The 25,506-nt window shown below is 55.4% G+C and carries 25 protein-coding genes and 3 tRNA genes; 14 read left to right on the top strand and 14 right to left on the bottom strand.

Going from position 1 to position 25,506, the window contains the following annotated elements; translation table 11 throughout:
* Positions 1 to 4: 4 nt before the first annotated feature.
* From LVJ83_RS02385 to LVJ83_RS02375, 3 genes are all read right to left on the bottom strand, one after another.
* Positions 5 to 574: a hypothetical protein gene (locus tag LVJ83_RS02385; protein WP_244785954.1), complete on the bottom strand. Its 570-nt coding sequence runs from the start codon at positions 572 to 574 to the stop codon at positions 5 to 7.
* 14 nt (positions 575 to 588) lie between these two features.
* On the bottom strand, positions 589 to 1,122 hold the full coding sequence (locus LVJ83_RS02380) for an alpha/beta hydrolase (RefSeq protein WP_244785952.1): 534 nt from the start codon (positions 1,120 to 1,122) through the stop codon (positions 589 to 591).
* Between the two features lie 69 nt (positions 1,123 to 1,191).
* Positions 1,192 to 1,968, bottom strand: a complete 777-nt coding sequence (locus tag LVJ83_RS02375) for an exodeoxyribonuclease III (protein WP_244785950.1) — start codon at positions 1,966 to 1,968, stop codon at positions 1,192 to 1,194.
* Between the two features lie 104 nt (positions 1,969 to 2,072).
* Here LVJ83_RS02375 and pyrE point away from each other — a divergent pair, with 104 nt between their 5' ends.
* The 6 genes from pyrE (at position 2,073) to LVJ83_RS02345 (ending at position 6,963) form a co-directional block, all read left to right on the top strand.
* Positions 2,073 to 2,714, top strand: a complete 642-nt coding sequence (pyrE, locus tag LVJ83_RS02370; protein WP_244785948.1) for an orotate phosphoribosyltransferase — start codon at positions 2,073 to 2,075, stop codon at positions 2,712 to 2,714.
* 119 nt (positions 2,715 to 2,833) lie between these two features.
* A complete protein-coding gene (locus tag LVJ83_RS02365; protein ID WP_244785946.1) occupies positions 2,834 to 3,229 on the top strand; it encodes an MJ0042-type zinc finger domain-containing protein in 396 nt (131 codons plus the stop codon).
* Entirely contained in the window at positions 3,226 to 4,539 is a 1,314-nt protein-coding gene (argA, locus tag LVJ83_RS02360) for an amino-acid N-acetyltransferase (protein ID WP_244785944.1), read from the top strand. The genes LVJ83_RS02365 and argA overlap by 4 nt, the downstream gene beginning before the upstream one ends.
* Before the next feature lie 242 nt (positions 4,540 to 4,781).
* Positions 4,782 to 5,060 (top strand): oxidative damage protection protein, encoded by a 279-nt coding sequence (locus tag LVJ83_RS02355; protein WP_244785942.1) that lies wholly within the window; start codon positions 4,782 to 4,784, stop codon positions 5,058 to 5,060.
* Positions 5,061 to 5,196: 136 nt separating this feature from the next.
* On the top strand, positions 5,197 to 6,105 hold the full coding sequence (menA, locus tag LVJ83_RS02350; RefSeq protein ID WP_244785940.1) for a 1,4-dihydroxy-2-naphthoate octaprenyltransferase: 909 nt from the start codon (positions 5,197 to 5,199) through the stop codon (positions 6,103 to 6,105).
* Positions 6,106 to 6,267: 162 nt separating this feature from the next.
* Positions 6,268 to 6,963 (top strand): Bax inhibitor-1 family protein, encoded by a 696-nt coding sequence (locus tag LVJ83_RS02345; RefSeq protein ID WP_244785938.1) that lies wholly within the window; start codon positions 6,268 to 6,270, stop codon positions 6,961 to 6,963.
* Between the two features lie 107 nt (positions 6,964 to 7,070).
* On the opposite strand, the gene LVJ83_RS02340 is transcribed toward LVJ83_RS02345, so the two are convergent.
* Positions 7,071 to 7,238, bottom strand: coding sequence for a hypothetical protein (locus LVJ83_RS02340; protein WP_244785936.1), 168 nt, complete (start codon positions 7,236 to 7,238; stop codon positions 7,071 to 7,073).
* Positions 7,239 to 7,583: 345 nt separating this feature from the next.
* Positions 7,584 to 9,074, bottom strand: coding sequence for a metalloprotease TldD (tldD, locus tag LVJ83_RS02335; protein ID WP_425316014.1), 1,491 nt, complete (start codon positions 9,072 to 9,074; stop codon positions 7,584 to 7,586).
* A gap of 22 nt (positions 9,075 to 9,096) precedes the next feature.
* Here tldD and LVJ83_RS02330 point away from each other — a divergent pair, with 22 nt between their 5' ends.
* The 3 genes from LVJ83_RS02330 (at position 9,097) to LVJ83_RS02320 (ending at position 10,180) form a co-directional block, all read left to right on the top strand.
* Entirely contained in the window at positions 9,097 to 9,264 is a 168-nt protein-coding gene (locus LVJ83_RS02330; protein ID WP_244785932.1) for a hypothetical protein, read from the top strand.
* Between the two features lie 32 nt (positions 9,265 to 9,296).
* Entirely contained in the window at positions 9,297 to 9,539 is a 243-nt protein-coding gene (locus LVJ83_RS02325) for a hypothetical protein (protein ID WP_244785930.1), read from the top strand.
* A gap of 431 nt (positions 9,540 to 9,970) precedes the next feature.
* The gene (locus LVJ83_RS02320; RefSeq protein ID WP_244785928.1) at positions 9,971 to 10,180 is read left to right on the top strand and encodes a hypothetical protein; all 210 of its coding nucleotides are present in this window, start codon (positions 9,971 to 9,973) and stop codon (positions 10,178 to 10,180) included.
* A gap of 123 nt (positions 10,181 to 10,303) precedes the next feature.
* Here the strand turns inward: LVJ83_RS02320 and LVJ83_RS02315 are convergent, their stop codons facing one another.
* From LVJ83_RS02315 to LVJ83_RS02290, 6 genes are all read right to left on the bottom strand, one after another.
* On the bottom strand, positions 10,304 to 11,125 hold the full coding sequence (locus LVJ83_RS02315; protein WP_244785926.1) for a hypothetical protein: 822 nt from the start codon (positions 11,123 to 11,125) through the stop codon (positions 10,304 to 10,306).
* On the bottom strand, positions 11,122 to 12,873 hold the full coding sequence (locus tag LVJ83_RS02310) for a bifunctional biotin--[acetyl-CoA-carboxylase] ligase/type III pantothenate kinase (RefSeq protein WP_244785924.1): 1,752 nt from the start codon (positions 12,871 to 12,873) through the stop codon (positions 11,122 to 11,124). The genes LVJ83_RS02315 and LVJ83_RS02310 overlap by 4 nt, the downstream gene beginning before the upstream one ends.
* Positions 12,870 to 13,373 carry an adenylyltransferase/cytidyltransferase family protein gene (locus tag LVJ83_RS02305; protein ID WP_244785922.1) on the bottom strand — a complete coding sequence of 168 codons (504 nt, stop codon included), beginning with the start codon at positions 13,371 to 13,373 and terminating at the stop codon, positions 12,870 to 12,872. Before LVJ83_RS02305 ends, LVJ83_RS02310 begins: the two co-directional genes overlap by 4 nt.
* A gap of 531 nt (positions 13,374 to 13,904) precedes the next feature.
* Positions 13,905 to 13,980 (bottom strand) — tRNA-His (locus LVJ83_RS02300).
* A gap of 18 nt (positions 13,981 to 13,998) precedes the next feature.
* Positions 13,999 to 14,075, bottom strand: a tRNA-Arg gene (locus LVJ83_RS02295).
* 39 nt (positions 14,076 to 14,114) lie between these two features.
* A tRNA-Pro gene (locus tag LVJ83_RS02290) sits at positions 14,115 to 14,192 on the bottom strand.
* Between the two features lie 243 nt (positions 14,193 to 14,435).
* On the opposite strand from LVJ83_RS02290, the gene folD reads away from it, so the two are divergent.
* From folD to pnp, 5 genes are all read left to right on the top strand, one after another.
* Positions 14,436 to 15,293, top strand: coding sequence for a bifunctional methylenetetrahydrofolate dehydrogenase/methenyltetrahydrofolate cyclohydrolase FolD (gene folD / locus LVJ83_RS02285; protein ID WP_244785920.1), 858 nt, complete (start codon positions 14,436 to 14,438; stop codon positions 15,291 to 15,293).
* A 297-nt stretch (positions 15,294 to 15,590) separates the two neighbouring features.
* Positions 15,591 to 16,460 carry a formyltetrahydrofolate deformylase gene (gene purU / locus LVJ83_RS02280; protein ID WP_244785918.1) on the top strand — a complete coding sequence of 290 codons (870 nt, stop codon included), beginning with the start codon at positions 15,591 to 15,593 and terminating at the stop codon, positions 16,458 to 16,460.
* Entirely contained in the window at positions 16,460 to 17,029 is a 570-nt protein-coding gene (locus LVJ83_RS02275; protein ID WP_244785916.1) for a hypothetical protein, read from the top strand. Before purU ends, LVJ83_RS02275 begins: the two co-directional genes overlap by 1 nt.
* A gap of 586 nt (positions 17,030 to 17,615) precedes the next feature.
* The gene (gene adhE / locus LVJ83_RS02270; protein ID WP_244785914.1) at positions 17,616 to 20,231 is read left to right on the top strand and encodes a bifunctional acetaldehyde-CoA/alcohol dehydrogenase; all 2,616 of its coding nucleotides are present in this window, start codon (positions 17,616 to 17,618) and stop codon (positions 20,229 to 20,231) included.
* Positions 20,232 to 20,474: 243 nt separating this feature from the next.
* The gene (pnp, locus tag LVJ83_RS02265) at positions 20,475 to 22,604 is read left to right on the top strand and encodes a polyribonucleotide nucleotidyltransferase (protein ID WP_244785912.1); all 2,130 of its coding nucleotides are present in this window, start codon (positions 20,475 to 20,477) and stop codon (positions 22,602 to 22,604) included.
* Positions 22,605 to 23,223: 619 nt separating this feature from the next.
* On the opposite strand, the gene hpnC is transcribed toward pnp, so the two are convergent.
* The 3 genes from hpnC to LVJ83_RS02250 all read right to left on the bottom strand — a co-directional run bounded on the left by hpnC (position 23,224) and on the right by LVJ83_RS02250 (position 25,401).
* Positions 23,224 to 24,039 (bottom strand): squalene synthase HpnC, encoded by an 816-nt coding sequence (gene hpnC / locus LVJ83_RS02260; RefSeq protein WP_244785910.1) that lies wholly within the window; start codon positions 24,037 to 24,039, stop codon positions 23,224 to 23,226.
* A 61-nt stretch (positions 24,040 to 24,100) separates the two neighbouring features.
* Positions 24,101 to 24,877, bottom strand: a complete 777-nt coding sequence (locus LVJ83_RS02255; RefSeq protein ID WP_244785908.1) for a ferredoxin--NADP reductase — start codon at positions 24,875 to 24,877, stop codon at positions 24,101 to 24,103.
* A 98-nt stretch (positions 24,878 to 24,975) separates the two neighbouring features.
* Complete coding sequence (locus LVJ83_RS02250) at positions 24,976 to 25,401, bottom strand: J domain-containing protein (RefSeq protein ID WP_244785906.1); 426 nt, start codon at positions 25,399 to 25,401, stop codon at positions 24,976 to 24,978.
* Between the last annotated feature and the right edge of the window lie 105 nt (positions 25,402 to 25,506).

Raw genomic sequence — 25,506 nt, 5'->3', positions numbered from 1 at the left:
GAGCTTACTTTTGTGCATGGGCATCAGACGGCCGCCAGCCTTTTTTCCAGGCCGGCCAATCCACAATGGCAGGTGCTGCGCCGAAATCTTCAAACCAGCTGTCCACCACCCATTTACCGCCGTTTTCGTTTTCAATCAATTGCGCGGCATAATGCAAATCGATAATACGCGGCAGGCGGTAAACGGGCTTGCCGACACTATGGAATTTCAACCAGCCTTGCGCAGCCAGATAGTTTAAAAACGTGGTGCTGTTGCTGCTGTGATCCACACAATCCATGCGCCCTTCGGCGGTACCGTCTGAAAAATTACCGCCTTTGTCCTGATAAATCGGGCTTTGTCTGCCCGCATTGAGATAAAGCTGCTGCACCGCATCGCGCACGGCTTCGCGTTCGGCGGCGGCATCTGCCACACCGGCAAAACGCGCTGCCAACTGCTGCTTCACAACGGCAGACACGTTGACGGCGGTTTCTGCTTTGCAACCGTAATGAAAACAGATTTTCAACGTATCGGCGGCGGCCGGCAGGGAGGCAAGCAGCATCAGGCAGGCGGCAAACAGATAAACGGTATGTTTCATGTTTTCAGACGGCCTCAATCCAACAGCATTTCCTGCATCAGTTTCATGCCCCACTGCCAGCCCTGCAAAGGCCCGTTCAGACGGCCTTGATGCGGCGACACCAGCAGGCGCGCGCGCAAGCAGTCGGCTTGCTGTTGTGCCCATTCGCGCGGGCAATCAGGGTCGTTTCTGCCAATCACCAGCGCGGTTTTGCAATGGCAGCGCACCCGTTGCAAGGTGTGGCAGTCGTCATCGGGAAACGCGCTTTGGAGCGGCGACACCAGCATCATGTTTTTAATCCGCCGCTGCGTATTCACATCGGCCAGATACAGCCACGAAAGCCAGCCCGACACGCCCGCGCCGTGCGCCACCACCGCCACGTTTTCGCTGTGTATGCCCTGCCAGGCCGTCTGAAGCGTTTGCTGCCATTGCGCAATCGTTTGTGCCCGCGCCATTTCAACCACGCGCACGGTGGGGTAGCTCAACGCCCAGCGGTCGAGCCACATTTCCGGCTCGTCGGCATCGCGAACCAGCAGCAGGGTCAGGTCTTCGAGTTGGTGGGTTTGCATGGTTTGTGTTTGGTGTGTTAACGGTATTTTCAGACGGCCTGTTTGTAGCCCGAGGCCGTCTGAAAACCTTTACAGCGAATAATCATACTCCACCACCAACGGCGCGTGGTCGGAAAATTTTTCGTCTTTATACACATGCGAGGCAACGGCTTTGGCGGCCAATTCGGGCGTAACCATTTGATAATCGATGCGCCAGCCCACGTCTTTGGCATAGGCTTGGCCGCGGTTGCTCCACCAGGTGTAGCCGGGGATTTCGGGATAAAGCGTGCGCCAGGTATCCACCCAACCGAGCTCGGCAATCACTTTGCCGATCCAGGCGCGCTCTTCAGGCAGGAAGCCTGAGTTTTTCTGGTTGCCTTTCCAGTTTTTCAGGTCGATGTTTTGGTGGGCGATGTTCCAATCGCCGCAAACCACAATGTCGCGGCCTTCGGCTTTCATGCTGTTGAGCATGGGGTAAAAAGCATCGAGAAAACGGTATTTCAATGCCTGCCGCTCGGGTGCACTGGTGCCGCTGGGCAGATACAGTGAAATCACGCTCAAATTGCCGAAATCGGCGCGCACAAAGCGGCCTTCGCGGTCAAACTCTTCGATGCCCATGCCGATTTGCACATTATCGGGGCGTTGTTTGCTGTAAATGGCCACGCCGCTGTAGCCGCGCTTTTCGGCACAATGCCACACGCCATACATGCCGTGCGGGTTTTTCATGTCGTCGCCCATATCCGGCTCTTGCGCCTTCAATTCCTGCACGCACACGATGTCGGCATCGGCTTTGCCCAAATAGTCGATAAAGCCTTTTTTGGCGGCGGAGCGGATGCCGTTGACGTTGGCGGAAATAATTTTAAACATGCCTGTCCTCAATGTTAAAATAACGGCATTTGAGGCCGTCTGAATGCGCTTATTTTACCCGATTCAGGCGGTTTTACCGATAGCTTATCCGAAAGATGCCGATTATGTCTGATTTCCGCCAAGATTTTCTGAAATTTGCGCTCGAACAAAATGTGTTGAAGTTCGGCGAATTCACCACCAAAGCCGGCCGCCAGTCACCTTATTTTTTCAATGCCGGCCTGTTTAACGACGGCGCGGGCACGCTGGCGCTGGCCAAGTTTTACGCCGAAGCGATTATCGCAAGCAAAGTTGAATTCGATATGCTGTTCGGCCCGGCTTATAAAGGCATTATTCTGGCGGCGGCCACGGCCATGATGTTGGCCGAAAAAGGGGTGAACGTGCCGTTTGCCTACAACCGCAAAGAAGCCAAAGACCACGGCGAAGGCGGTGTGCTGGTGGGCGCGCCGCTCAAGGGCAAAGTGCTGATTATCGACGACGTGATTTCCGCCGGCACATCGGTGCGCGAATCGGTGAAGCTGATTCAGGGCGAAAATGCAACACCTGCGGGCGTGGTGATTGCGCTCGACCGCATGGAAAAAGGCAGCGGCGAATTATCGGCAGTGCAAGAGGTTGAGCAGCAATACGGCCTGCCGGTGGTGTCGATTGCCAACCTCAATGATTTGTTTACCCTGCTGCAAAACAACAGCGCATTCGGCGCCTACCTGGAGCCGGTCAAAGCCTACCGCGAGCGCTACGGCGTGGCCTGAGCGGTTTATCTATTTGATATTGATGCGCCAAACTTGTTCAGACGGCCTTTTTCATATACAGGCCGTCTGAAAAACCCTACAATCATATTCCATCAACATTTCATTCCAATGAGCCGATTATGCCTGTGAGTGTTTGCCCGCATTGCCAAACCCAGCTTTGGGTGAAGAACGCGCAACTCAACGTTGCCCAAGGTTTCGTGGTGTGCAGCCGCTGCGAAGGGCTGTTTCAGGCGCGCAACCACATCACCGAAGCACCTGCGCACACTGCACCCGAAGCGCTGCCGCCGGCCATCACCGACGCCAAGTTGGTGCACACCATCGGCCCGCAGGTGCGCAGCCGCAAAACGCTGTCGAAAAACGAAATTGCCGACCTGCTCGACGGCATACCGCCCGCCGGCACCGCCCCTGCACCCCCGCCTGCCGCCACCCAAACAGGCTTCAACTGGACGCTGGCCTCGCTGGTGGCGCTCACCGTATTGATTATGCAGCTCTTTTACCTGATACTGCTCAGATGAACACATCCGATTCTTTTGTAGGCGACTTTCGCGAAGCCGCCCCCTACATCAACTACCTGCGCGGCAAAACGCTGGTTATCGGCATTGCCGGCAGCTTGTTGTCGGGCGCTGCGCTGCGGACGCTGGCTGCCGATTTGAACCTGCTCGCCAGCCTCGGTGTACGGCTAGTGGTGGTGCACGGCTCGCGCAGCCAAATCAGCGCCCTCGAAGAAACCGACGGCCACACGCCGCAATATCACAACGGCCGCCGCATCACCGATGAAGCCACGCTGGTGCATGCCAAACAAGCATGCGGCATGTTGCGTGCAGACATCGAAGCTGCCCTTTCCATGGGCATCGCCCAAGCTCCCCAACGCGGCAAGTCGCTGAATATCGCCGGCGGCAATTTCGTTTCCGCCCGCCCGCTCGGCGTGATTGACGGCATCGACATGGGCTACACCGGCCGCATCCGCAAAATCGACACCGAAGCCATACGCCAGCGCCTCAATGACGGCGCACTCGTGCTCATCAGCCCGCTCGGCCATTCGCTCAGCGGCAAAACCTTTAACCTGAGCATGGGCGACATCGCCGAAGCCGCCGCCATCGCCTTGCAGGCCGAAAAACTGATTTACGTGGTCGAGCAAGAAGGCATTCTCGATGCAGAAGGCAGCGTGGTCAGCAACCTCTCAGCCAAAGAAGCCCGCGCCATGCTGGATGAAAACCGCGTCCAAGCCAACCAGCGCCGCCTGTTGCAATCGGCCATCAATGCCGTGGCCAACCGCGTGCAGCGCACCCAGATTCTCAGCGGCCGCCAAGACGGCAGCCTGATCCGCGAACTGTTTACCCGACACGGCGCCGGCACTTCGGTGGCCGAAAGCGCGTTTATGAATATCCGCCAGGCGCAAGGCACCGACATTCCCGACATCATCACCCTCATCCGGCCGCTGGAAGACCAAGGCGTGTTGCTGCACCGCAGCCGCGAATACCTTGAAAACCATATCGGCGAATTTTCTATTCTCGAGCACGACCGCCAGATTTACGGCTGCGTGGCGCTGAAAGTATTCGAAACAGGCAGCCGCGGCGAGCTGGCCTGTCTGGTGGTGTCGCCCGAAGCGCAAGACGGCGGCTATGGCGAATACCTGCTCGAACACTTGCTCGACAGCGCGCGCGCGCGCGGCATCCGCACCCTGTTTGCCCTGTCTACCCACACCGGCGAATGGTTTATCGAGCGCGGCTTTCAGACGGCCTCGGTAGAAGATTTGCCCCCGGAGCGGCAACAGGAATACCACGAAAGCGGGCGCAAATCGAAAGTGTTTGTGTATCCGCTGTAACCCCGCTGCCGGCCGAGATACGTTAGAGTATCCTGACCATGCGTTTATGAGGGGATTGTTGTTCTTAAGAAATGCAGATACCGGGCAAACAAACGCAGCAGGTGTGCTTTTATCACAAAAAATCTGAATCATGCTGAATTGTCAGAATACCCCACTCAGCCCAAAGGCCGATATACAAAGCCACCGCTATCCATTAAAATTAAGGCCGTCTGAATCAACCACATCAATTAAAGGAAACCGCCATGACCCGTATGGTTCACTGCGTGAAGCTGGGCAAAGAAGCCCCCGGCATGAAATTCGCCCCCCTGCCCAACGAATTGGGCAAACGTATTTTTGAAAACGTGTCTCAAGAAGCTTGGGAAGCCTGGACCCGCCACCAAACCATGCTGATTAACGAAAACCGCCTCAGCCTGGCCGACCCGCGCGCACGCCAATATCTCGCCCAACAGATGGAAAACTACTTTTTCGGTGAAGGTGCCGACCACGTGCAGGGCTATACCCCGCAGCAGGAAGAATATTAAACCGGCGCTATTTCTTTACCCCGGCAACACAGCGGCCGCCGCAGATTTGTAGGCGGCTGTTATTTTATCTGCATCAAACCCGCTTCACACCGCCCGGGTATAATCTCGATTTTCAATCCACGACCATATTCCTATCATGCCTGCCCGACACTGGCTTGCCGCCGCCCGGTTGCGCACTTTGCCGTTGGCCGCGGCCTCGGTGTGGTGCGGCGGCCTGCTCGCCAAAACCGCCGGCCATTTCAACAGCACGGTTTTGGTGCTGAGCACGGCCACAGCCGCGGCACTGCAAATTTTCAGCAATTTTGCCAACGATTACGGCGATGCCCGCCACGGTGCCGATTCGCCGCTGCGGCAAGGCCCCGAACGCATGGTGGCTGCCGGCCGCATCAGCCTGCGCACCATGCGTTATGCATTGGCCGCCTCGGCGCTGCTGTGCTGCCTGCTCGGCATCACCCTGCTGGCGGTGGCGCTGCCGGCCATTCAAGCCGCCCGCCCGCAAGCGTGGCTGTTGTGGCTGCTGCTCGGTGCCGCGGCCGTGATTGCTGCGTTCACCTACACCGCCGGCCGCAAACCCTACGGCTATTCCGGCGGCGGCGATGCCTCAGTGTTGCTGTTTTTCGGCTGGCTGGGCGTGCTCGGCAGCGAATACCTGCATACAGGCCGTCTGAATCTTGGCTCGCTGCTGCCGGCCACGGCTTTGGGCTTGTGGTGTGCCATGGTGCTCAATCTCAACAACATGCGCGATATCCGCAGCGATACGGCGGCAGGCAAATACACCATCGCCGCCCGCCTCGGCCTGCCCCGCGCCAAGTATTACCATGCGGCGCTGCTGGCCGCAGCATCGCTGATGTGGTGGCTGTGGCTGCCGCAAACGGCAACTGCCGCGCCGATACGGGCCGGTTTGCAGGTTTTTCTGCTGCTGCTCGCCCTCAGCCACTTGTTTTTGCTTAACAAAGCCCAATCTTGGCAAGCATTAGACCAACTGCTGCCGCAATGGAGTTTGAGCATTCTGGGCTGGGTGTGCGTGTTGTGGATGGCCGTCTGAACACCGCCGCCCGCCCATCCCGCCAATCTTTCAAAAAATAAAAAGAATGTTCAACAACATTCACTCTTTTGCTGATAAAATCGGCTTTCTGAAGCACATTCCGGCTGTCTTAGGGCATTAAGGCATTGCCGGCGCAACCTACCCCTTTTACGGAGAAACGCCATGCAACGCGACGTTTATGATTACACCCAACCTGCCGGCAGCGGTGCCGTTCAGAAAAATACCGTTTTGAGCAAAACCTACGGCCTGCTCGGTTTATCGTTTATCCCCTGCGCCGCCGGCGCTTTTCTGAGCAGCCAGACAGGCATCAACTTTTACAGCATGTTCGGCAACCGCTGGATGGCGTTCGGCGCGCTGCTGGTCTTTTTCTACGGCATGTGCTTTTTGATTGAAAAAAACCGCTACAGCAATGTCGGCGCGGCTTTGCTGATGGTGTTCACATTCGGCATGGGCGTATTAATCAGCCCGCTGCTGCAATACAGCATGAGCATCAGCAACGGCCCGCAGCTGGTCGGCATCGCTGCCGCCATGACCGCCGCCGTATTCTTTACCATGGCCGCCGTAGCTCGCCGCACCAAGGCCGATATGAATGCACTCGGCCGTTTTCTGATGGTGGGCGTGGTGGTATTGATGGTGGGCGTGGTAGCGAATATGTTTTTACAGATTCCCGTGCTCTCGCTCACCATTTCCGCCGGTTTTGTGATTTTCAGCTCACTGCTGATTATGTGGCAGATCCGCAATGTGATTGACGGCGGCGAAAACAGCCACATCAGCGCCGCGCTAACCCTGTTTATCTCGATTTACAATATTTTCAGCAGCCTGCTGCATATCTTATTGTCGCTGGCCGGCGATGATTGATACCGGATCAGGGTAAAAAACATGCCGTCTGAAAGTGTTCAGACGGCATGTTTTTTGATATCGCATGCTCAGCATGCCGGTGGCTGACCGGCTTGCGTGATTTATATTTATTGATAAAAATAACCTGACAGTGTTAGGGTTTCCTGACAATTCGATTTACGGATGCTTTTTGCCCCTGAAAACGCATCTGCTGCGTTAAAAAGTCTCGCAAGATGTCCAATCTTGCTGCATTTTTTGCCTTGCATCTGCATTTCCAGGAACAAAAATCCCCTCATAAACAAATTGTCAGGACACCCTAGGGTGTCCTGCTTGTGTTATATATCACCATCTTTTTTGCGCTAAAAGCACATCTGCTGCGTTAAAAAACGTAGCAAGATGAGCATCTTGCTGCGTTTTTTGCCTGACATCTGTACTTTTATCACAAAAAATCTGAATCATTCTGAATGGTCAGAACACCCTAGCAAGAAGCGTTGGTACTGCTCATGAAAACCCTGCACATGCAAAGGCCGTCTGAAAGAAAATGCTTTCAGACGGCCTTGTTTGTTTCCAGAATCATACCATTCACAAAAGTAAGCTGACAAAGCAGCAAGCCTGCGCCGTCAGGTTGTTTCAAACGGGTATTACACTTCGCGCCCGCCTACGGTCAGGCCGGCATCAATCCGCAAAGTCGGCTGCCCCACGCCCACGGGCACGCTTTGGCCGTCTTTGCCGCACACGCCCACGCCGGTATCCAGTGCGGTGTCGTTACCGATCATGCTCACATGTTTCAACACTTCGGGCCCGTTGCCGATAATGGTAGCGCCTTTCACCGGGTATTGCAGCTTGCCGTTTTCCACCCACCACGCTTCGGATGCGCTGAACACGAATTTGCCGCTGGTAATGTCGACTTGGCCGCCGCCGAAGTTTACCGCATACAGGCCTTTATCGATGGATGCGATGATTTCTTCCGGGTCGTGGCTGCCGTTTTCCATAAAGGTGTTGGTCATGCGCGGCATCGGAGCGGAAGAATAGCTTTCGCGGCGGCCGTTGCCCGTGGGCGCGGTGCCCATCAGGCGGGCGTTGGTTTCGTCTTGCAGATAACCGGTGAGAATGCCGTCTTCAATCAACACGGTGCGGCGGGTGTCGTTGCCTTCGTCGTCGATATTGAGCGAACCGCGCCGGTGTTCGATATCGCCCTGATCGACCACGGTCACGCCTTTGGCGGCCACCCGCTCGCCGATACGGCCGGAAAATGCGCTGGTTTCCTTACGGTTGAAATCGCCCTCCAAACCGTGGCCGACGGCTTCATGCAACAATACGCCCGGCCAACCGTTGCCCAACACCACCGTCATCGCACCTGCAGGCGCCGGGCGTGATTCGAGATTGGTGAGCGCTTGTTTCACGGCCGTCTGAACGTATTCGGTCAACCGTTTTTCATCGAAATAAGCCAAATCGAAGCGGCCGCCGCCGCCCGCACCGCCCTGTTCGCGCCGATCGCCCTGCTTGGCAATCACGCTCACAGAAAGGCGCACCAGCGGGCGGATGTCGGCGCTGTGTTTGCCGTCCAAACGGGCGATATACACCAAATCATATTCGCAGGTCAGCCCCGCCATCACTTGCACAATGCGCGGATCGGCGGCTTTGGCCAGCGCTTCCACTTTATTGAGCAGCGCCACTTTGGCGGCAGAATCCAAGCTGGCAATAGGGTTGGCCACAGCATGCACGTTTTTGCCGTAATGCGGCACTGCCACTTTGGCTTCGGCCGACTGCCCGGCAGCGGCAATCACACGCACGGCTTCGGCGCTGCGTTTGATGGAATCGGGATGTAGGCTGTCGGCATAGGCAAACGCGGTTTTTTCACCGGCCACGGCACGCACGCCTACACCTTGGTCAATCTGAAAACTGCCCGATTTCACAATGCCCTCTTCCAAATGCCAACTCTCAAATGCCGTGCGCTGGCAATAAATATCGGCATAATCCACTTGACGGCGGCCGATCAAACTCAGGGTCTGCGCCAGCAGCTCGGGGGAAAGATGGTTGGCGGCGAGCAGATCGCGCGCCACGGTGCGGTAGGTTTGCTGCATGAGGATACGCTGCTTTAATAAAATCGTAATAGGCAGATTATACGGCATTTAACCGCTAAATGTTTGCCGATTGAGTTTGTTTATCGGCATCAACAAGCCATCAGCAGCAATGCTTATTTCAGCAATCAATGATCTTGGTTTCAAAAAAAGCCCATTGAAAACAGGCCGTCTGAAAAACCGCGCGGCCACCGATAGGCTGTACACCGCCGTTGCCGCTGATTTCAAAAACAGCGGCTGATTCTGCGGCGAGGGTGTTCTGAGCATTCGTTTATGAGGGGATTTTTGCTCCTGGAAATGCAGGGGTCAGGCAAAAAACGCAGCAAGATTAGACATCTTGCGAGGCTTTTTAACGCAGCAGAGGCTTTTTCAGGAGCAAAATACACCATAAATCGACACATCCAGAATACCCCAAGGCCCCCTGACAAGCTAGAGAAACCCGTTTCAAACAAATTAACTTGCTTATATTTCAAAACCTTAGAAACTATTTTTACTATTTCGCAAAAGATGTATTGATAATAATTATTATTTATGTATAATCACTTTTACCGACCAGTCGTCCATGGCTGCCGGGCCATTAAACACTGCAATACCCGAGTTCCCCATCTCAATTTTTACCGGAGTGTGCGTATACGAGAGATACAGTTCCCTTTATCAAATACTCAAAACCGAAAAACACAAACCCGCTGCCTGAAACAGCGGGTTTGTGTTTGTGCGCATACCGTAGAATACACAAAAAAACCGACACAAACAGCATGACCAACCCCCTCCACATCCGCAACACAGGCAGATTTTCTCACTGAATGAACAGCCTCTGAAGATCATCTGCACCCCATTGTTTTACTTAAACAAAAGCGGTTTCAAAAGCAATTTTGGCTGCCACCTGACAACCCTGATTTAAACCCGATTAAAAAAAACGTGGGTGCGGATTAAAAAGCAATTTGTGGATGGGTATAGCTCAAACAGAAAGTTCGCGGGCGGAGCCCACGCTAGATATTCGTTACCAACCGCTACCGGCCACTCTATCCAAGCAAGGCCGTCTGAAACCGCACTTCACCGTTTTCAGACGGCCTGAATCTATCAGCAAACACTTTAACGGCGCTGTCGGCCAAAATAATCCGGCATTGCTGCGGGCGGTGATGGTGAGCAGCAGGTGAACAGCATGAGCGGCGGGCTCCACTCATGAAAAAACTAAGGCGCTAAAGCGCCCAGTCAACCGGCTCCGTAGGCGCACTCTCTTCAGCTCGCTGCCTTGTCCGCCTAACTTTGGCGAATGGGTATTAACGGCAGGCGCGGCGGTTTAGTTTGCCGTATTTGCCCACAATGGCCTGAATGGCTTGGGCTTCTTTATCGTCTACCGACATAAACAACACCTGCATTCTGCCGATACTCAAACTGTTGCCGGTTTGAACGGCAGCGCGCTCTTCCTGCTCGCGCACATGCGCACCGCCGAAGCCTGCGCCGGCCAGCCGCGACATCAACACTTGTGCGGCTGATTTGCTGCGCACCACGCCCACGCTGACCTCGCCGTTATACAGCGAAGCGGTGAAACCTTTTGCCGCCAGGCTGTCCATTTGCGCCATCACATCACCGCTGCCGGGCAGTAAAACGCGGTAGTTTTTTTGCGGGGCGGCGGCTTTTTCCACACTCCGACGGCGCTGCTCTACCGTGCGGGTGGCGGCATGCGGCCATTTGTTCAGCAGGCCTTTGATGCGGTGGTAGTCATCTTCATCCAGCGTTACCGCGGCGGTGGCGCTGCATTGTGCGGATGCAGTTTCTGCCTGCTCGAAAGAGCCGCCGGCACGGGCATCACGGGCTTTTTTTTCGCGCGCCAGTTTTTCTTCCTGCGCTTTTTGCTCACGTTCGGCTTCGGCTCCGCTGTTGTTATTTTCGGCACTCTCTGCATGAATCCAATCGGGCGCCGAAGCGGCAGGGGCGTGTTCGTGATACAGCGGCGGCGGCAGGCTTAATTCATGTGTGCCGCTGACCAACGGCACGGTAGGCTCGACCACGGCTTTTTGTTTTTCCGCCACGCGCCCGGCCACCATGCCGCCGAACACCATCACGTTGAGCGCCACCAATACGGCAAACAGCCATTTCATGTTTGTTCAATCCAGTTGAGTAATCCGTAAACCACGAGATTATCTATAATTTTTACGCTGTTGTCCAAATTAAATGACGTTGGCAACGCCTGTGCCACTTTGGCCGCACCGCCGCCGGTCAGCACCAAATCTACTTTTTTATCTGCACCGACTTTTTCACGCAATCGCGCGTGCATCAGCAATATTGAGCCGCACACGGCATCGAGCATACCGCTGGCCAGCGCGTTGGCGGTGGTGGTGGGAAAAGGATACACGCGCCCGAGCGGACGGTTGAGGTTGGCGGTTTTTTGTGCCATGGCTTCTTTCATCAGGTGAAAGCCCGGCATGATGGTGCCGCCCAGATAATGGTTGTCATCCGTGAGTGCATCAATGGTTACCGCCGTGCCGCAGCTGACGACCACACAGGCGTGGCTGCTGAAGCGGCGTGCGCCCAAGGCGTTGAACCAGCGGTCGGAGCCGTGTTCGGCCACATTGCGGTAATGGTTGCGGATGCCCAAACCCTGCTGCATAGAGGTCAGCCATTCGATGGGGCGCGGCAATTGCGCCGCCACCAGGCTTTTTTTGGTTTCTCCGCACACGGCACAACCGATGATTTTATCCAGGCCGTCTGAAAATTCGCGCCACTCGGCGCCAAGTTGGCCCAAATCGCGGTAAGGCGCGCGGCCGATATGAATAATGCTGCCGTTTTCCACCCACGCCCATTTGAGCTGGCTGTTACCGCCGTCAAGCAACAGGTAGCGACGCGGTTTGAGTGTTACAGCAGGGGCGGCGCGCTCATCAGGCCGCAGGCTGATTTCGCCGCTCACCACCCGTTTTTCGCCTTGCGCTGTTGCCAGACGCAAGGCACCGTGTTCGGTGATGCCGATGACGGTGCCTTCTTCGATAACTTGGTTGTTTTGCAACAGCCGTACCGGGCGCTGGTGGTCGCGGTTGGCTTGCTGATAGGCATTCAGCAACGGTGTGAAACCGTGTTGCTCGTAGGCCGGCAGCAATAAAGCAAGTTCGTGCAAAAGCGCATCCAACAAACTGCTCGCGCTGACGGCGGCTTTACCGTCTGCCTGCAACGCGGCCTGCACCGAGGCGGCGTTTTCTACTTCTTTGGGCAAAACAAAATTGATGCCGATGCCGATAACGGCCACGGTTTTGCCGCCGCTGCGCACGGTTTCGATCAAAATACCGCCAAGCTTGTCGCGCCCGATTACCAAATCGTTGGGCCACTTGATTTGCGCAGCCACGCCCAAGCCGACGAGCGCGCGCCGACAGGCCAATGCTGCCGCCAGCGCCAGCGCGCCCAATTCGTGTTGCGGTTTGTCGAATACCCAGCCGAAGCTGAACATCAGGCATTCGCCCAGGCGGTTGTGCCAGTTTTTGCCTTGCCGGCCGCGGCCTTGGCGTTGCTGGTGCGCTACCACCATCATGCGGTGAACCGCTTGAGCCGGCTGTTTGGCCGCTTCAAGAATCAAATCGTTGCTGGAGCCGCACTCATGTTTCAAGGCCGTCTGAAAGCCGTGTTTGGCACCGATATGCCGCACATCGGCCTCATCAAACACCGCCAAAGGCCGCACCAGCCGCCATTGGCCGTCGTGTTGGCGCAACAGGCCCCGGATATGCGGCGGCATTTGCTGCCAAAGGCCGTTAATCTGCTGCGGCTTGATGCCCAACAGCTGACCCAGGGCAAACACATGCTGTGGCCTGCCGTCGGCCAATACGGCCAAAAGCTGCCAGTGGTGCGGCTTTAACGCTGTCATTTGCCGGCCTCGACGGCGCGGATTTTCGCCAGCGTTTGAGTGGTCGACGTTTGGTGCAAAAAAGGTATCGAATACACTTTGCCGCCGCGCGCCAGTGTTTCAGCCGCGCCGACAATATTTTCCGGCGCCCAATCGCCCCCTTTAACCAGAATATCCGGCCGGATCAGCTCGATTAAAGCTGCGGGAGTATCATCATCAAACCAGGTCACCATATCCACACTCGCCAGCGCAGCGGCCACAGCGGCGCGGTTTTCCAGCGCATTAATCGGGCGATCGCTGCCCTTGCCCTGCCGCCGCACCGAAGCATCGGTGTTCAGCGCCAGAATCATGGCGGCGCCGGTGGCGCGGGCCTGTGCCAGATAGCTGACGTGGCCGCGATGAAGGATGTCGAAACAACCGTTGGTAAACACCAGCGGGCGCGGCAAGGCAGCGAGGCGTTCGGCCAAGTGTTCGGGCGGGCAGATTTTTTGTTCGAAGTCGGGCAGCGGCCAGTTTCGCATAGTAGAGTCTCTTTATTTTCAGTATTACGGCATGATACCGAAGGGCTGCTGTTTATACAATTGAGGCCGTCTGAAACCGCACTTTTACAGTTTTCAGACGGCCTCAACCTCTCTGCAAACGCTTAACCGGCGCTGTCGGCCAACACCCATTCGGCATCGCTGCGGGCGGTGATGGTGAGCAGCATGGGCATCGCGGCTTGACACACAAAAACACATCATGCCCATGCACAAAACAACCTAACCGCGTTGGCTCACTTGAGCTCGAAGAGGACTGCTTTCGCCAAGGCGCGGAAGCACCAAGCCAACCAGCCCCGCGCTACTATAGCAACGGCAATTAAATGATGGTATTTTTTAAATTCATCCAATTGTTTTAAGAGAGAAATTAACAAAATATTTTTAGAATTAAAATTGCCGAATCTTATAGTGCACCCGTATTAAAAATATCAACAACCATTATTTACATAATTTCACAAATATCAATCTGATTCAAATGAAAAAGCCCGCTTCGTTTGGAAGCGGGCTTTTGAATGATGGGGTGGCTGATGGGGCTCGAACCCACGACAACTGGAATCACAATCCAGGGCTCTACCAACTGAGCTACAGCCACCGCAAAAAGAAACTTGTTTGGCACGCCCGACAGGAATCGAACCTGTAACCGCCCGCTTAGAAGGCGGGTGCTCTATCCGGTTGAGCTACGGGCGCTCTACCATAATCGGACATAATTCTGCTGGGGTGTTTTCCTGGTCGGGGCGGTGGGATTCGAACTCACGACCCCCTGTTCCCAAAACAGGTGCGCTAACCAGGCTGCGCTACGCCCCGACGAGAGAAGCGAACTATACCTACACCGGCAAAAAACGTCAAGCTCTGGCGCCGATAAAAAATCAAAAATATATTTATCACATTATTTTATATCAACATTATTCAAAGCCCCGCTGTTTGCCGGTTGACTTTTTCAAAGCGGGCATGATGCGTTCATACGGCCACACCCCGATAAAACAGATGAAACCGCTGCCGAAAAATGCGACAATACGCGCTGCCGCTTCTCAGAGAAAGAGCCTACTCATGACTGCACAATTAATCAACGGTAAAGAAGTTTCCCAACAACGCCTGCACTTGGTGGCCGAAAAAACAGCTGCGCGCCAAGCCGCCGGTTTGCACACGCCGTGCCTGGCGGTGGTATTGGTGGGCGAAGACCCCGCCAGCGCCGTGTATGTGCGCAACAAAAAAATTGCCTGCGAAAAAGTGGGCTTCCAATCACTCTCTTACGAATTAGGTGCTGAAACCACGCAAGACGAATTGCTGAAACTGGTAGACGAACTCAACGCCAACCCCGATGTAGACGGCATTTTGGTGCAGCTGCCGCTGCCCGGGCAAATCGACAGCCAAGCGGTGCTGGAACGCATTTTGCCGCACAAAGATGTAGACGGCTTCCACCCCTACAATGTCGGCCGCTTGGTGGTAAAAATGCCGCTGATGCGCCCCTGCACGCCCAAAGGTGTGATGACGCTGCTGGAAGCTTACGACATCAACCCGGAAGGCAAAAAAGCGGTGGTGGTGGGCGCTTCCAATATTGTCGGCCGCCCGCAGATGCTGGAGCTGCTGCTGGCGCGCGCCACCGTTACCATCTGCCACAGCAAAACGCAAAACCTGGCCGCAGAAGTGGCCGCTGCCGACATTGTGGTGGCCGGCGTGGGCATTCCCAATTTTGTCAAAGGCGAGTGGATTAAACCCGGCGCGGTGGTCATCGACGTCGGCATCAACCGCCTGCCCGACGGCAAACTCTGCGGTGATGTGGAATTTGAGGCAGCGAAACAACGCGCATCGATGATTACCCCCGTGCCCGGCGGCGTAGGCCCGATGACGATTGCCACGCTGCTAGAAAACACGCTGCATGCAGCCGAGCTGCACGATAATGCGTAACCCCGCAAGCTAAAACACAGGCCGTCTGAAAACAATATACAGCCGTTCAGACGGCCTGATGATTTGTTTGACACCAGAGTATTCTGATGTGTCGTTTATGAGGGGATTTTATTCCTGAAAATGCAGGCGCCAGGCAAAAAAACGCAGCAAAATTAGATATCTTACGAGTATTTTTTAACGCAACAGATGCGTTTTCAGGGGAAAAATACACCCGTAAATCGAATGGTCAGGACACCCTAAAGTTGTCCGAATGCCATTCATAACATTAAACATTCATAACATTAAAAAGACCGCAACATGACCGACCCTTCCAAACACACCGCCACCCTGCTGGTCAGCGCGCCCGACCGGCCCGGCCTGGTGCACGCCATTTCCCGCTTTTTATTAGAACACAACGGCAACATCATCCATGCCGACCAACACGAAGATGCGGCGGAAAACCTGTTTCTGATGCGGGTAGAATGGGATTTGCAAGGCTTTACCCTGCAAAGTCGCGAAGCCATCGAACAGGCGTTTGCGCCCGTGGCCGAAGCGTTTGACATGCGCTGGCAGATGCATTTTTCCCACAGCCGCCGCCGCATGGCTTTATTTACTTCGCAATACGAGCATTGCCTCTCCGACCTGCTTCACCGCCACCGCATCGGCGAGCTCGATTGCGAGATTCCGCTGGTTATCGGCAACCACGAATCGGTACGCGACTTGGTGGAAAGCCACGGCATTCCGTTCCACCATATCACCATCACCCGAGACAACAAAGCCCAAGCCGAAGCACGCCAATTTGCGCTGCTGGAAGAAGCGCAGGTCGATACCATCGTGTTGGCGCGCTACATGCAGATTCTGTCGCCCTTGTTTGTCGAAAAATACCCCAACCGGGTGATTAACATCCACCACAGCTTTCTGCCCGCATTCGACGGCGCCAAACCTTACCACCGCGCTCATATGCGCGGCGTGAAGCTGATCGGCGCCACCAGCCATTATGTCACCAGCGAACTGGACGAAGGCCCGATTATCGAGCAGGAAGTCACCCGCGTATCGCATCGCGACGACGTGGCCGACTTGGTGGAAAAAGGCCGCGATCTGGAAAAAATCGTGCTTGCCCGCGCAGTCAAATGGCATTTGCAAAGCCGCGTGCTCTCTTACAACAACAAAACGGTGGTATTCGACTGATGCTTTATCATTTATTACGCGACATGCTCGATGTATTGCGCCTGCGCTACCAACAACCCGACCATTACCGCTACACGCCGCCGGCTGTTATTGCCGTATTGGTGCTCATCGGCCTGGTCAACGCCGCCGGCATGTCGCCGATGTTTGGCAACAGCATCGGCACCATCGCCTTTGCCATTCTGCTGACCGTGGTCAAATGGCTGCTGCTCGGCCACGTGATGCGCACCATGCTGCATTATTACGGCGCGCCCAAGCTGCCGCTATGGGGGTTTATTTTGGTATCCGAAGCGCTGGTAATTCCCGCGCTGGCGATGTTTTACCTGCCCTCACTGGCCTTTGTCGGCGTGTTTTGGCAAGTGTGGACGTTTTGGGTGCAGGCCATCGGCCTGATGAAAATGGGCAACGTGTCGGCCTTGCGGATATTGCTGGGCTACGTGGTTTACGTGCTGCTGCTGATGGTAGCCGGCGCTCTGTTGCTGGCGCTGTTCGGCCAACTGGGGCTGATGGATCTGCAAAGCATCAGCGAACAGATGAACAGCATGGTCAACAACGGCCTGCCGCGCGAATAATACCTTTCAAAAAGACAACCTAACGGCATTGATGCGCCTGCGCCCGAAGAGCGCCGGTTTCTCCAAGGCAATGAAGCGCCAAATCAAGCAAACCTGTACGTGCGTCCGATCATGTGCGCTCGGTCTTTGGTTCGCCGCCTTGTTTGCTTACCTTTGTGAATCGGCATCATACCGAATCATCAAAATGCGTTCCCGTTACCAAGGCCGTCTGAAAACCTTCTCCGCGTTTTCAGACGGCCTCTGCATACGGCAAAACCGCCATATCAGTTTGATTACTTATTAGCAACCCAATACTCCCACCGCCAAAAACAACGATTGATGCCTGATTTATCAGTCTGTTTAATTTATTTATTTCCAAACAAACCAAACAAAAAAAGGCCGTCTAAAACTTTTCCGCCACATCATACAGCGATACAAAAATTTAAATTTTCAAAAACTTACACCAATACATCAACAGGGCTGCCAAAAGAAAGGTAATTTAATTACCACACATGACCTGCATCAAATACCAAAGTAGCAATCCTACCTATACTGTATCTATAAATTTCTATCCTTCTTTTATCGATACTTTATCAGGAGCATGTTTATGAACGCATCTGCCGATTCCAGCATCAGCCCGGCGCAAGCCGAAGTGAACACTTTAGTGGCCAACGGCCTGACCGCACTGGAAAATTTCCGCAAGCTCAACCAAGAGCAAGTCGACTATATCGTCGCCAAAGCCTCCGTGGCCGCGCTCGACCAACACGGCGTGCTGGCCATGCACGCGGTAGAGGAAACCGGCCGCGGCGTGTTTGAAGACAAAGCCACCAAAAACCTGTTTGCCTGTGAAAACGTGGTACACAGCCTGCTGAATCTGAAAACCGTCGGCATCATCAGCGAAGACGACGTTACCGGCATCACCGAAATCGCCGACCCGGTAGGCGTGGTGTGCGGCATCGTGCCCACCACCAACCCCACCTCTACCACCATTTTCAAGGCGCTGATCGCCCTGAAAACCCGCAACCCGATTATTTTCTCGTTCCACCCCTCCGCCCAGCAATGCTCGGCACACGCCGCCCGCATCGTACGCGACGCCGCCATCGCCGCCGGCGCGCCGGAACACTGCATACAATGGATTGAACACCCCTCGATGGAAGGCACTTCCGGCCTGATGAAACACCCCGGCGTGGCCACCATTCTCGCCACCGGCGGCAATGCCATGGTCGAAGCCGCCTATTCCTGCGGCAAACCCGCCCTCGGCGTGGGCGCGGGCAACGTGCCGGCCTATGTGGAAAAATCCGCCAACATCAAGCAGGCAGCACACGATATCGTGATGTCGAAAGCATTTGATAACGGCATGATTTGCGCCAGCGAGCAGGCAGTGATTGCCGATAAGGAAATTTATGCCGATTTAGCGGCTGAAATGCAGTCTTACGGCGTATATTTCGTGAATAAAAAAGAAAAAGCGCAATTAGAAAACTTTATTTTCGGCGTGAAAGCCGGCAGCAGCAATTGCGGCGGCGCCAAGCTCAATGCCGCCGTAGTGGGCAAATCTGCGGCTTGGATTGCCGAGCAAGCCGGCTTCAGCGTGCCGGAACACACTAACATTCTGGTGGCAGAATGCAGCGAAGTCGGCCCGCGCGAACCGCTGACCCGCGAAAAACTCTCGCCCGTGTTGGCCATGCTCAAAGCCGGCGACAGCAGCGAGGGCTTCAAACTTGCGCGCGAAATGGTGGAATTCGACGGCCTCGGCCACTCCGCCGCCATCCACACCGCCGATGAAGCGCTGGCCAAAGCATTCGGCGAACAGGTGAAAGCCATCCGCGTGATTTGCAACTCCCCCTCCACTTTCGGCGGTATCGGCGATGTGTATAACGCCTTTATGCCCTCGCTCACCCTCGGCTGCGGCTCTTACGGTAAAAACTCAGTCGGCAACAACGTCAGCGCCGTCAACCTCTTAAACATCAAAAAAGTAGGCCGCCGGAGAAACAACATGCAATGGTTTAAAGTGCCCTCCAAAATCTATTTCGAACGCGATTCCATCCAATACCTGCAAGACTTGAAAGAATGCAGCAAAGTAGTGATTGTTACCGACCGCTCCATGGTCGACTTGGGCTTTGTCGACAAAGTCACCCACCAGCTCAACCTGCGCAAAAACAAAGTTACCTATCAGCTGTTTGTCGATGTCGAGCCCGACCCCAGCATCGCCACCGTTAAAAAAGGCGCCGACCTGCTGCAAAGCTTCCAGCCCGATACCATTATCGCGCTGGGCGGCGGTTCGGCCATGGATGCCGCCAAAGCCATGTGGCTTTTCTACGAGCAACCCGAAGTGGATTTTGCCGATTTGGTGCAAAAATTCATGGACATCCGCAAACGCGCCTTCCGCTTCCCCGAGCTCGGCCACAAAGCCAAATTTATCGGCATCCCCACCACCTCGGGCACCGGCTCAGAAGTCACCCCGTTTACCGTGATTAGCGACGGCGACAAAAAATACCCGATTGCCGACTATTCGCTCACCCCCACCATCGCCATCGTCGACCCCTCGTTCACCATGACCGTGCCCGCCAGCGTTACCGCCGATACCGGCCTCGATGTGCTCACCCACGCGGTAGAGGCCTATGTATCAGTGGTGGCCAGCGATTTCACCGACGGCCTGGCCCTGCAAGCCATCAAGCTCGTGTTTGAATTTTTAGAACGCTCTTATCAATACGGCGCCGAAGACCCCGAAGCCCGCGAGCGTATGCACAACGCCTCCACCATCGCCGGCATGGCGTTTGCCAACGCCTTTTTGGGCATGAACCACTCGCTGGCCCACAAAATCGGCGGCAAATTCCACACCCCGCACGGCCGCACCAACGCCATTCTGCTGCCGCACGTCATCCGCTACAACGGCACCCGTCCGCAAAAAACCGCCACCTGGCCGAAATACAACTACTACAAAGCCGACGTGAAATATCAGGAAATCGCCCGCATGCTCGGCCTGCCGTGCAGCACACCGGCCGAAGGTGTCGAATCGTTTGCCAAAGCCTGCGACGAATTGGCACGAAAAGTCGGCATCAAAATGTCGTTCAAAGCGCAAGGCCTGGATGAAAAAGCCTTTATGGACGCCCGCCGTGAAGTGGCGCTGATGGCCTATGAAGACCAATGCTCCCCCGCCAACCCGCGCCTGCCGATGGTGGCCGACATGGAAGAAATCCTCACCAAGGCGTATTACGGCGAATAAAGTTTTACATTAAGCCAAGGCCGTCTGAAAACCTGCTTTCAGACGGCCTTTTATCTGATACAAATCCGCTCAAGTGCACAAATTATTTGCTATAATCGCTTTTCAGACGGCCTTAAGCAACATATCAGGCCGTCTGAAAACATATCTATCCCGCCGCACCAGTCTGAAACCCTAACCATGCGCATGGGCAAACGTGTGCATCATTAGTGTTTTAGCGGTGCGGCAACAACCGAAAGGAACAAAATGTTCAACAAGCATGTGAAGTCTTTCTCATACGGCAATCAAACCGTTACCCTCGAAACCGGCGAAATCGCGCGTCAAGCCTCCGCCGCCGTTAAAGTATCCATGGGCGACACCGTGGTGCTGGTGGCCGTCACCGCCGCCAAAACCGTAAAAGCCGGGCAAGACTTTTTCCCGCTCACCGTCGATTATCTCGAACGCACTTACGCTGCGGGCAAAATCCCCGGCGGCTTTTTCAAGCGCGAAGGCAAACAAAGTGAAAAAGAAATCCTCACCAGCCGCCTGATCGACCGCCCCATCCGCCCGCTGTTCCCCGAAGGCTTCTACCACGACATCCAAATCGTAGCGATGGTGGTATCGGTTGACCCGGAAATCGATTCCGACATCCCCGCCATGATCGGCGCCTCAGCCGCCCTGGTATTGAGCGGCGTGCCGTTCGCAGGCCCCATCGGCGCAGCACGCGTAGGCTACGCTAACGGCCAATACCTGCTCAACCCGAGCAAAACCGAGCTGGAAACCTCACAACTGGATTTAGTGGTGGCCGGCACGCAAAAAGCGGTGCTGATGGTGGAATCAGAAGCACAACAACTGCCCGAAAGCGTGATGCTGGGCGCAGTAGTATTCGGCCACGAACAAATGCAAGCCGTGATTAACGCCATCAACGAATTGGCCGACGAAGTCAACCCCGAAGTGTGGGACTGGCAACCGGCTGAAACCAACGCCGATTTGGAAACCCGCATCCGCGAAATCGCCGCCGATGCCATTGCCGAAGCCTTCAAAATCCGCCAAAAACAAGCCCGCACCACCAAGCTCGATGAAGCCTGGGCAGCCGTAAAAGAAGCGCTGATCACCGAAGACACCGACACCCTGGCCGCCAACCAAATCAAAGGCATCTTCAAACAACTGGAAGCCGATGTCGTGCGCGGCCAGATTCTCGACGGCCAACCGCGTATCGACGGCCGCGACACCCGCACCGTGCGCCCCATCGACATCCAAACCGGCGTATTGCCGCGCACCCACGGTTCGGCGCTGTTTACCCGCGGCGAAACCCAAGCGCTGGCCGTGGCCACTTTGGGCACTTCGCGCGACGAGCAGATTATCGATGCCCTGAGCGGCGAATACACCGACCGCTTTATGCTGCACTACAACTTCCCGCCCTACTCCACCGGCGAAGTCGGCCGCATGGGCGCCCCGAAACGCCGCGAAATCGGCCACGGCCGCTTGGCCAAACGCGCCTTGCTGGCCGTATTGCCCGAGCCGGAAGATTTCAGCTACACCATGCGCGTGGTTTCCGAAATCACCGAGTCTAACGGCTCCTCTTCCATGGCTTCCGTGTGCGGCGGCTGCCTGAGCCTGCTCTCTGCCGGCGTACCGCTGAAAGCCCACGTGGCCGGCATCGCCATGGGCCTGATTCTCGAAGGCAACAAATTTGCCGTGCTCACCGACATTCTGGGCGATGAAGACCACCTCGGCGACATGGATTTCAAAGTAGCCGGCACCACCGAAGGTGTGACCGCACTGCAAATGGACATCAAAATCCAAGGCATCACCAAAGAAATCATGCAAATTGCATTGGAGCAAGCCAAAGAAGCCCGTTTCCACATTCTCGGCCAGATGAAAGAAGCCGTAGAAGGCCCGCAAGAGCTGTCTGCCCACGCGCCGCGCCTCTACACCATGAAGATTAACCAAGACAAAATCCGCGACGTTATCGGCAAAGGCGGCGAAACCATCCGCGCGCTCACTGCCGAAACCGGCACCGAAATCAACATCGCCGAAGACGGCACCATCACCATCGCCGCCACCAGCGAAGAAGCCGGCAACGCCGCCAAAAAACGCATCGAGCAGATTACCGCCGAAGTGGAAGTGGGCAAAGTCTATGAAGGCACCGTGTTGAAAATTCTCGACAACAACGTCGGCGCCATCGTATCGGTAATGCCCGGCAAAGACGGCTTGGTACACATCAGCCAAATCGCCCACGAACGCGTGAACAACGTTGGCGATTACCTGAAAGTCGGCCAAGTGGTCAACGTGAAAGCGCTCGAAGTAGACGACCGCGGCCGCGTGCGCCTCTCCATCAAAGCCCTGCTGGAAGCCCCCGCCCGCGAACCGCGCAAAGAGCAGCCCGCAGAATAAGGCCGTCTGAAAGCATCAACGGCACCTTTCGTTTTGAAAGGTGCCGTTTTTTATATTGATTAATCAAGGTCATATTTATTCGCCGGCCAAAACGCGCAACGGCAAAACAACGGCAACCGAGTTCCCGCCCCCCCCATGGAAGCGGGTTAGGCAGAGGGCACAAGCCGCGAAGCTTGAATAACGCTCAGGCCGCCTGAAACCTAAAAACGAATTTCTGATAAGCACCGGCTATCTGATAGCCATTCACAAAAGTAAGCGGATAAAGCGGCAAGCCAAAGACAGTACGGTGAGTACGGGCTGGTTGGCTGGGTGCTTCAGCGCCTTAGCAAAAGCAGTCCTCTTCAAGTTCAGGTGAGCCAACGCCGTTAGCTTATTTTTGTGAATGGGTATGAGGGTGCAGATAGCGAAGATTGTCCGGTATATGCCGAGGTGTTGGCGAGATAGCCGAAGAGGGCGCAGAAAGAGGTCGTCTGAAACTAATGGCGATGGTGGAATGCTCGATGAAGCAAACCTGCGTTTTGCCGCCTTCTCCCCAACCCCAAGGCATCCTGCCTGCGGCCTTCGCCCTATATCACTTCTTTCTTCATTTCACTATATTCAGGCGGCCTACTCCCCGGCTTTATTTCTTTTGCAGCGCCCGTTTCACTATCTTCCACCAATCCTTCATTTCCAGCTTCGGCCGCTGCGCGAACACATCGTATTTGTTCTCCTCCAGCTTCTGGATAATACGCTGGCCGCCGAGAATAATCATCCGCAATTCCAAGCCGACACGTCCCTTCAGCGTTTTGCCCAACGGCGAGCCCGCTTTGAGCATTTTGTGTGCTTTTTCACATTCATAGGCCATCAGCCGCTGAAATGCAAAATCCACCCTGCTCTCGCCGATTTGCGCTTCGCTCACGCCGAATTTTCGCAAATCCTCCTGCGGAAGATACACGCGCCCTTTCTGCCAATCCACCGCCACATCCTGCCAAAAATTAATCAGCTGCAAAGCCGTGCAGATGCCGTCGCTTTGGGCAATGCTGCGGCTGTCAGTTTCACCGTAAAGATGCAACATCATACGCCCGACCGGGTTGGCGCTCTTGCGGCAATAATCCACCAGTTCGCCGAAATTCTCATAACGCTTTTTCACCACATCCTGCTTAAACGCATCGAGCAGGTCGTAAAACGGCTGCAACGGTATTTGAAACGGGCGCACCGCCTCGCGCTGCAAACGCTGCATCAGCGCCGTTTGCGGTGTTTCACCGCGCGAGATGGTATCCAGCTCTTTTTGCAAATCATTTAAGCCTTGCAAACGCACCTCGTCTGCTGCATCGCCCTCATCGGCAATATCATCCGCCGTACGCGCAAACGCATAAACCGCATGCACCGGCTTGCGCAAGCGCCGCGGCAGCACCAACGAGCCGACAGGGAAATTTTCGTAGTGGTTAACTGACATGTTGATGCTTCCGTATGAATATTTCAGACGGCCTTGAATCATCAGGCCGTCTGAAAAAAGATTAAAACCCGTTTTCCATCATAATCTGCCCCGGCACGCGGTTGCGGTGCATGGCGAAACCCATATCCAGCAGGGCTTGGAAGGTGTCTTTCACCATTGCGGGGTTGCCGCAAATCATAAAGCGGCTGTTTTCGGGGCTGAATTCGAGGCCGAAGGCGTGGGCGAGGCTGCCGTTTTTGAGCAGTTCGGGCAGGCGTTTGCCGTGCAGCGTGCCGCCGGGTTGGCGGGTGGTAACGGGCACGAAACTGAGTTTGTGAAAATATTCTTCAATCAACGGGTGTTCGGCCAGCGCGGCGATGCGCTCGTTGAAAATCAGCTCGTCGGCATGGGAAACGGAATGTGCCAGCGCCAGATGCTCGAAACGCTGCCAGATTTCGGGCTGTTCGAGCATGGATAAAAATGGGGCGATGCCGGAGCCTGTGCAGAGCATGATTAAATCTTTGCCGTCGGGAAAACGTTCGGGCAGCAGGAAGCCGGTGGCGGTTTTGTCCAACAAAATGCTGTCGCCCGCCTGCATTTCAGCGAATTTGGCACTCATGGGCCCCTCTTCGATGAGCACGGCAAAGTATTCGAGGGTGTCGGCATATTCGGCGGACACCACTGAATATGCGCGCCAGATAAAGCCGGCGCCGTCGCGAAAACCGAGGCGGGAAAATTGGCCGGCGGCGAAGCGGTAGGCTTCGGGGCGGCTGATGGCAAACGTGATGAGTTTGGGGGTGTGGTGTTTCACCCACAACACGGTTTCTTCGGTGTATTTGGCTTCGGCTGGGGCGGCCATGCTGTTCTCGTGTTCAATGTTTCAGACGGCCTTGATTATACCGAATATATCGACAGGCCGTCTGAAACATAACCTTGCGTTTTTTAGGGGAATCTGCACTATGGCAACCGGCCGCTTGACGCGGTGGGCATGAAGGGTGCATCTCGGCGTTGCTGTGCGGTGCAATAGGCCAAAGCGGCAATGATGAGCGCAACAGCCAGCAGCCACAGAGCCAGCTTGGCATACGGCAGCGGCTCTTGCACTTTGCGGAAACCGCCGGGCATGGGGCTGGAAATTTTATCAACATCCTGCTTGGCAATTTGCGTTTCAATCCATTTATCGTGGGCGCAACGCTGTTCGGGGTGGGAAAGCACTTGGTAAGAGCGGTTGATCAGGCTCATGATGCGGTGGGCATCGGGGTTTTGGCGGTTTTGGTCGGGGTGGTATTTTTTGCACAACATACGGTAAGCGGTGCGGATGGCTTCGGGCGAAGCATCACGCGCCACTTTGAGGTTGTCGTAATGGGTGTGCAGGCGTTTGGCCATCTGAACGGGCGGCAAGCGGTTGAATAATGGCGATTATAGCCTGTCTGCACAGATAAAGACAAAAAGGCCGTCTGAAAGCCTGTTGCACTTTCAGACGGCCTCTTG

Source organism: Uruburuella testudinis, from assembly GCF_022870865.1.
GTDB lineage: Bacteria > Pseudomonadota > Gammaproteobacteria > Burkholderiales > Neisseriaceae > Neisseria > Neisseria testudinis.
Note: the sequence above shows the minus strand (reverse complement) of the source record. Positions and strands in the feature narration are given on the sequence as shown.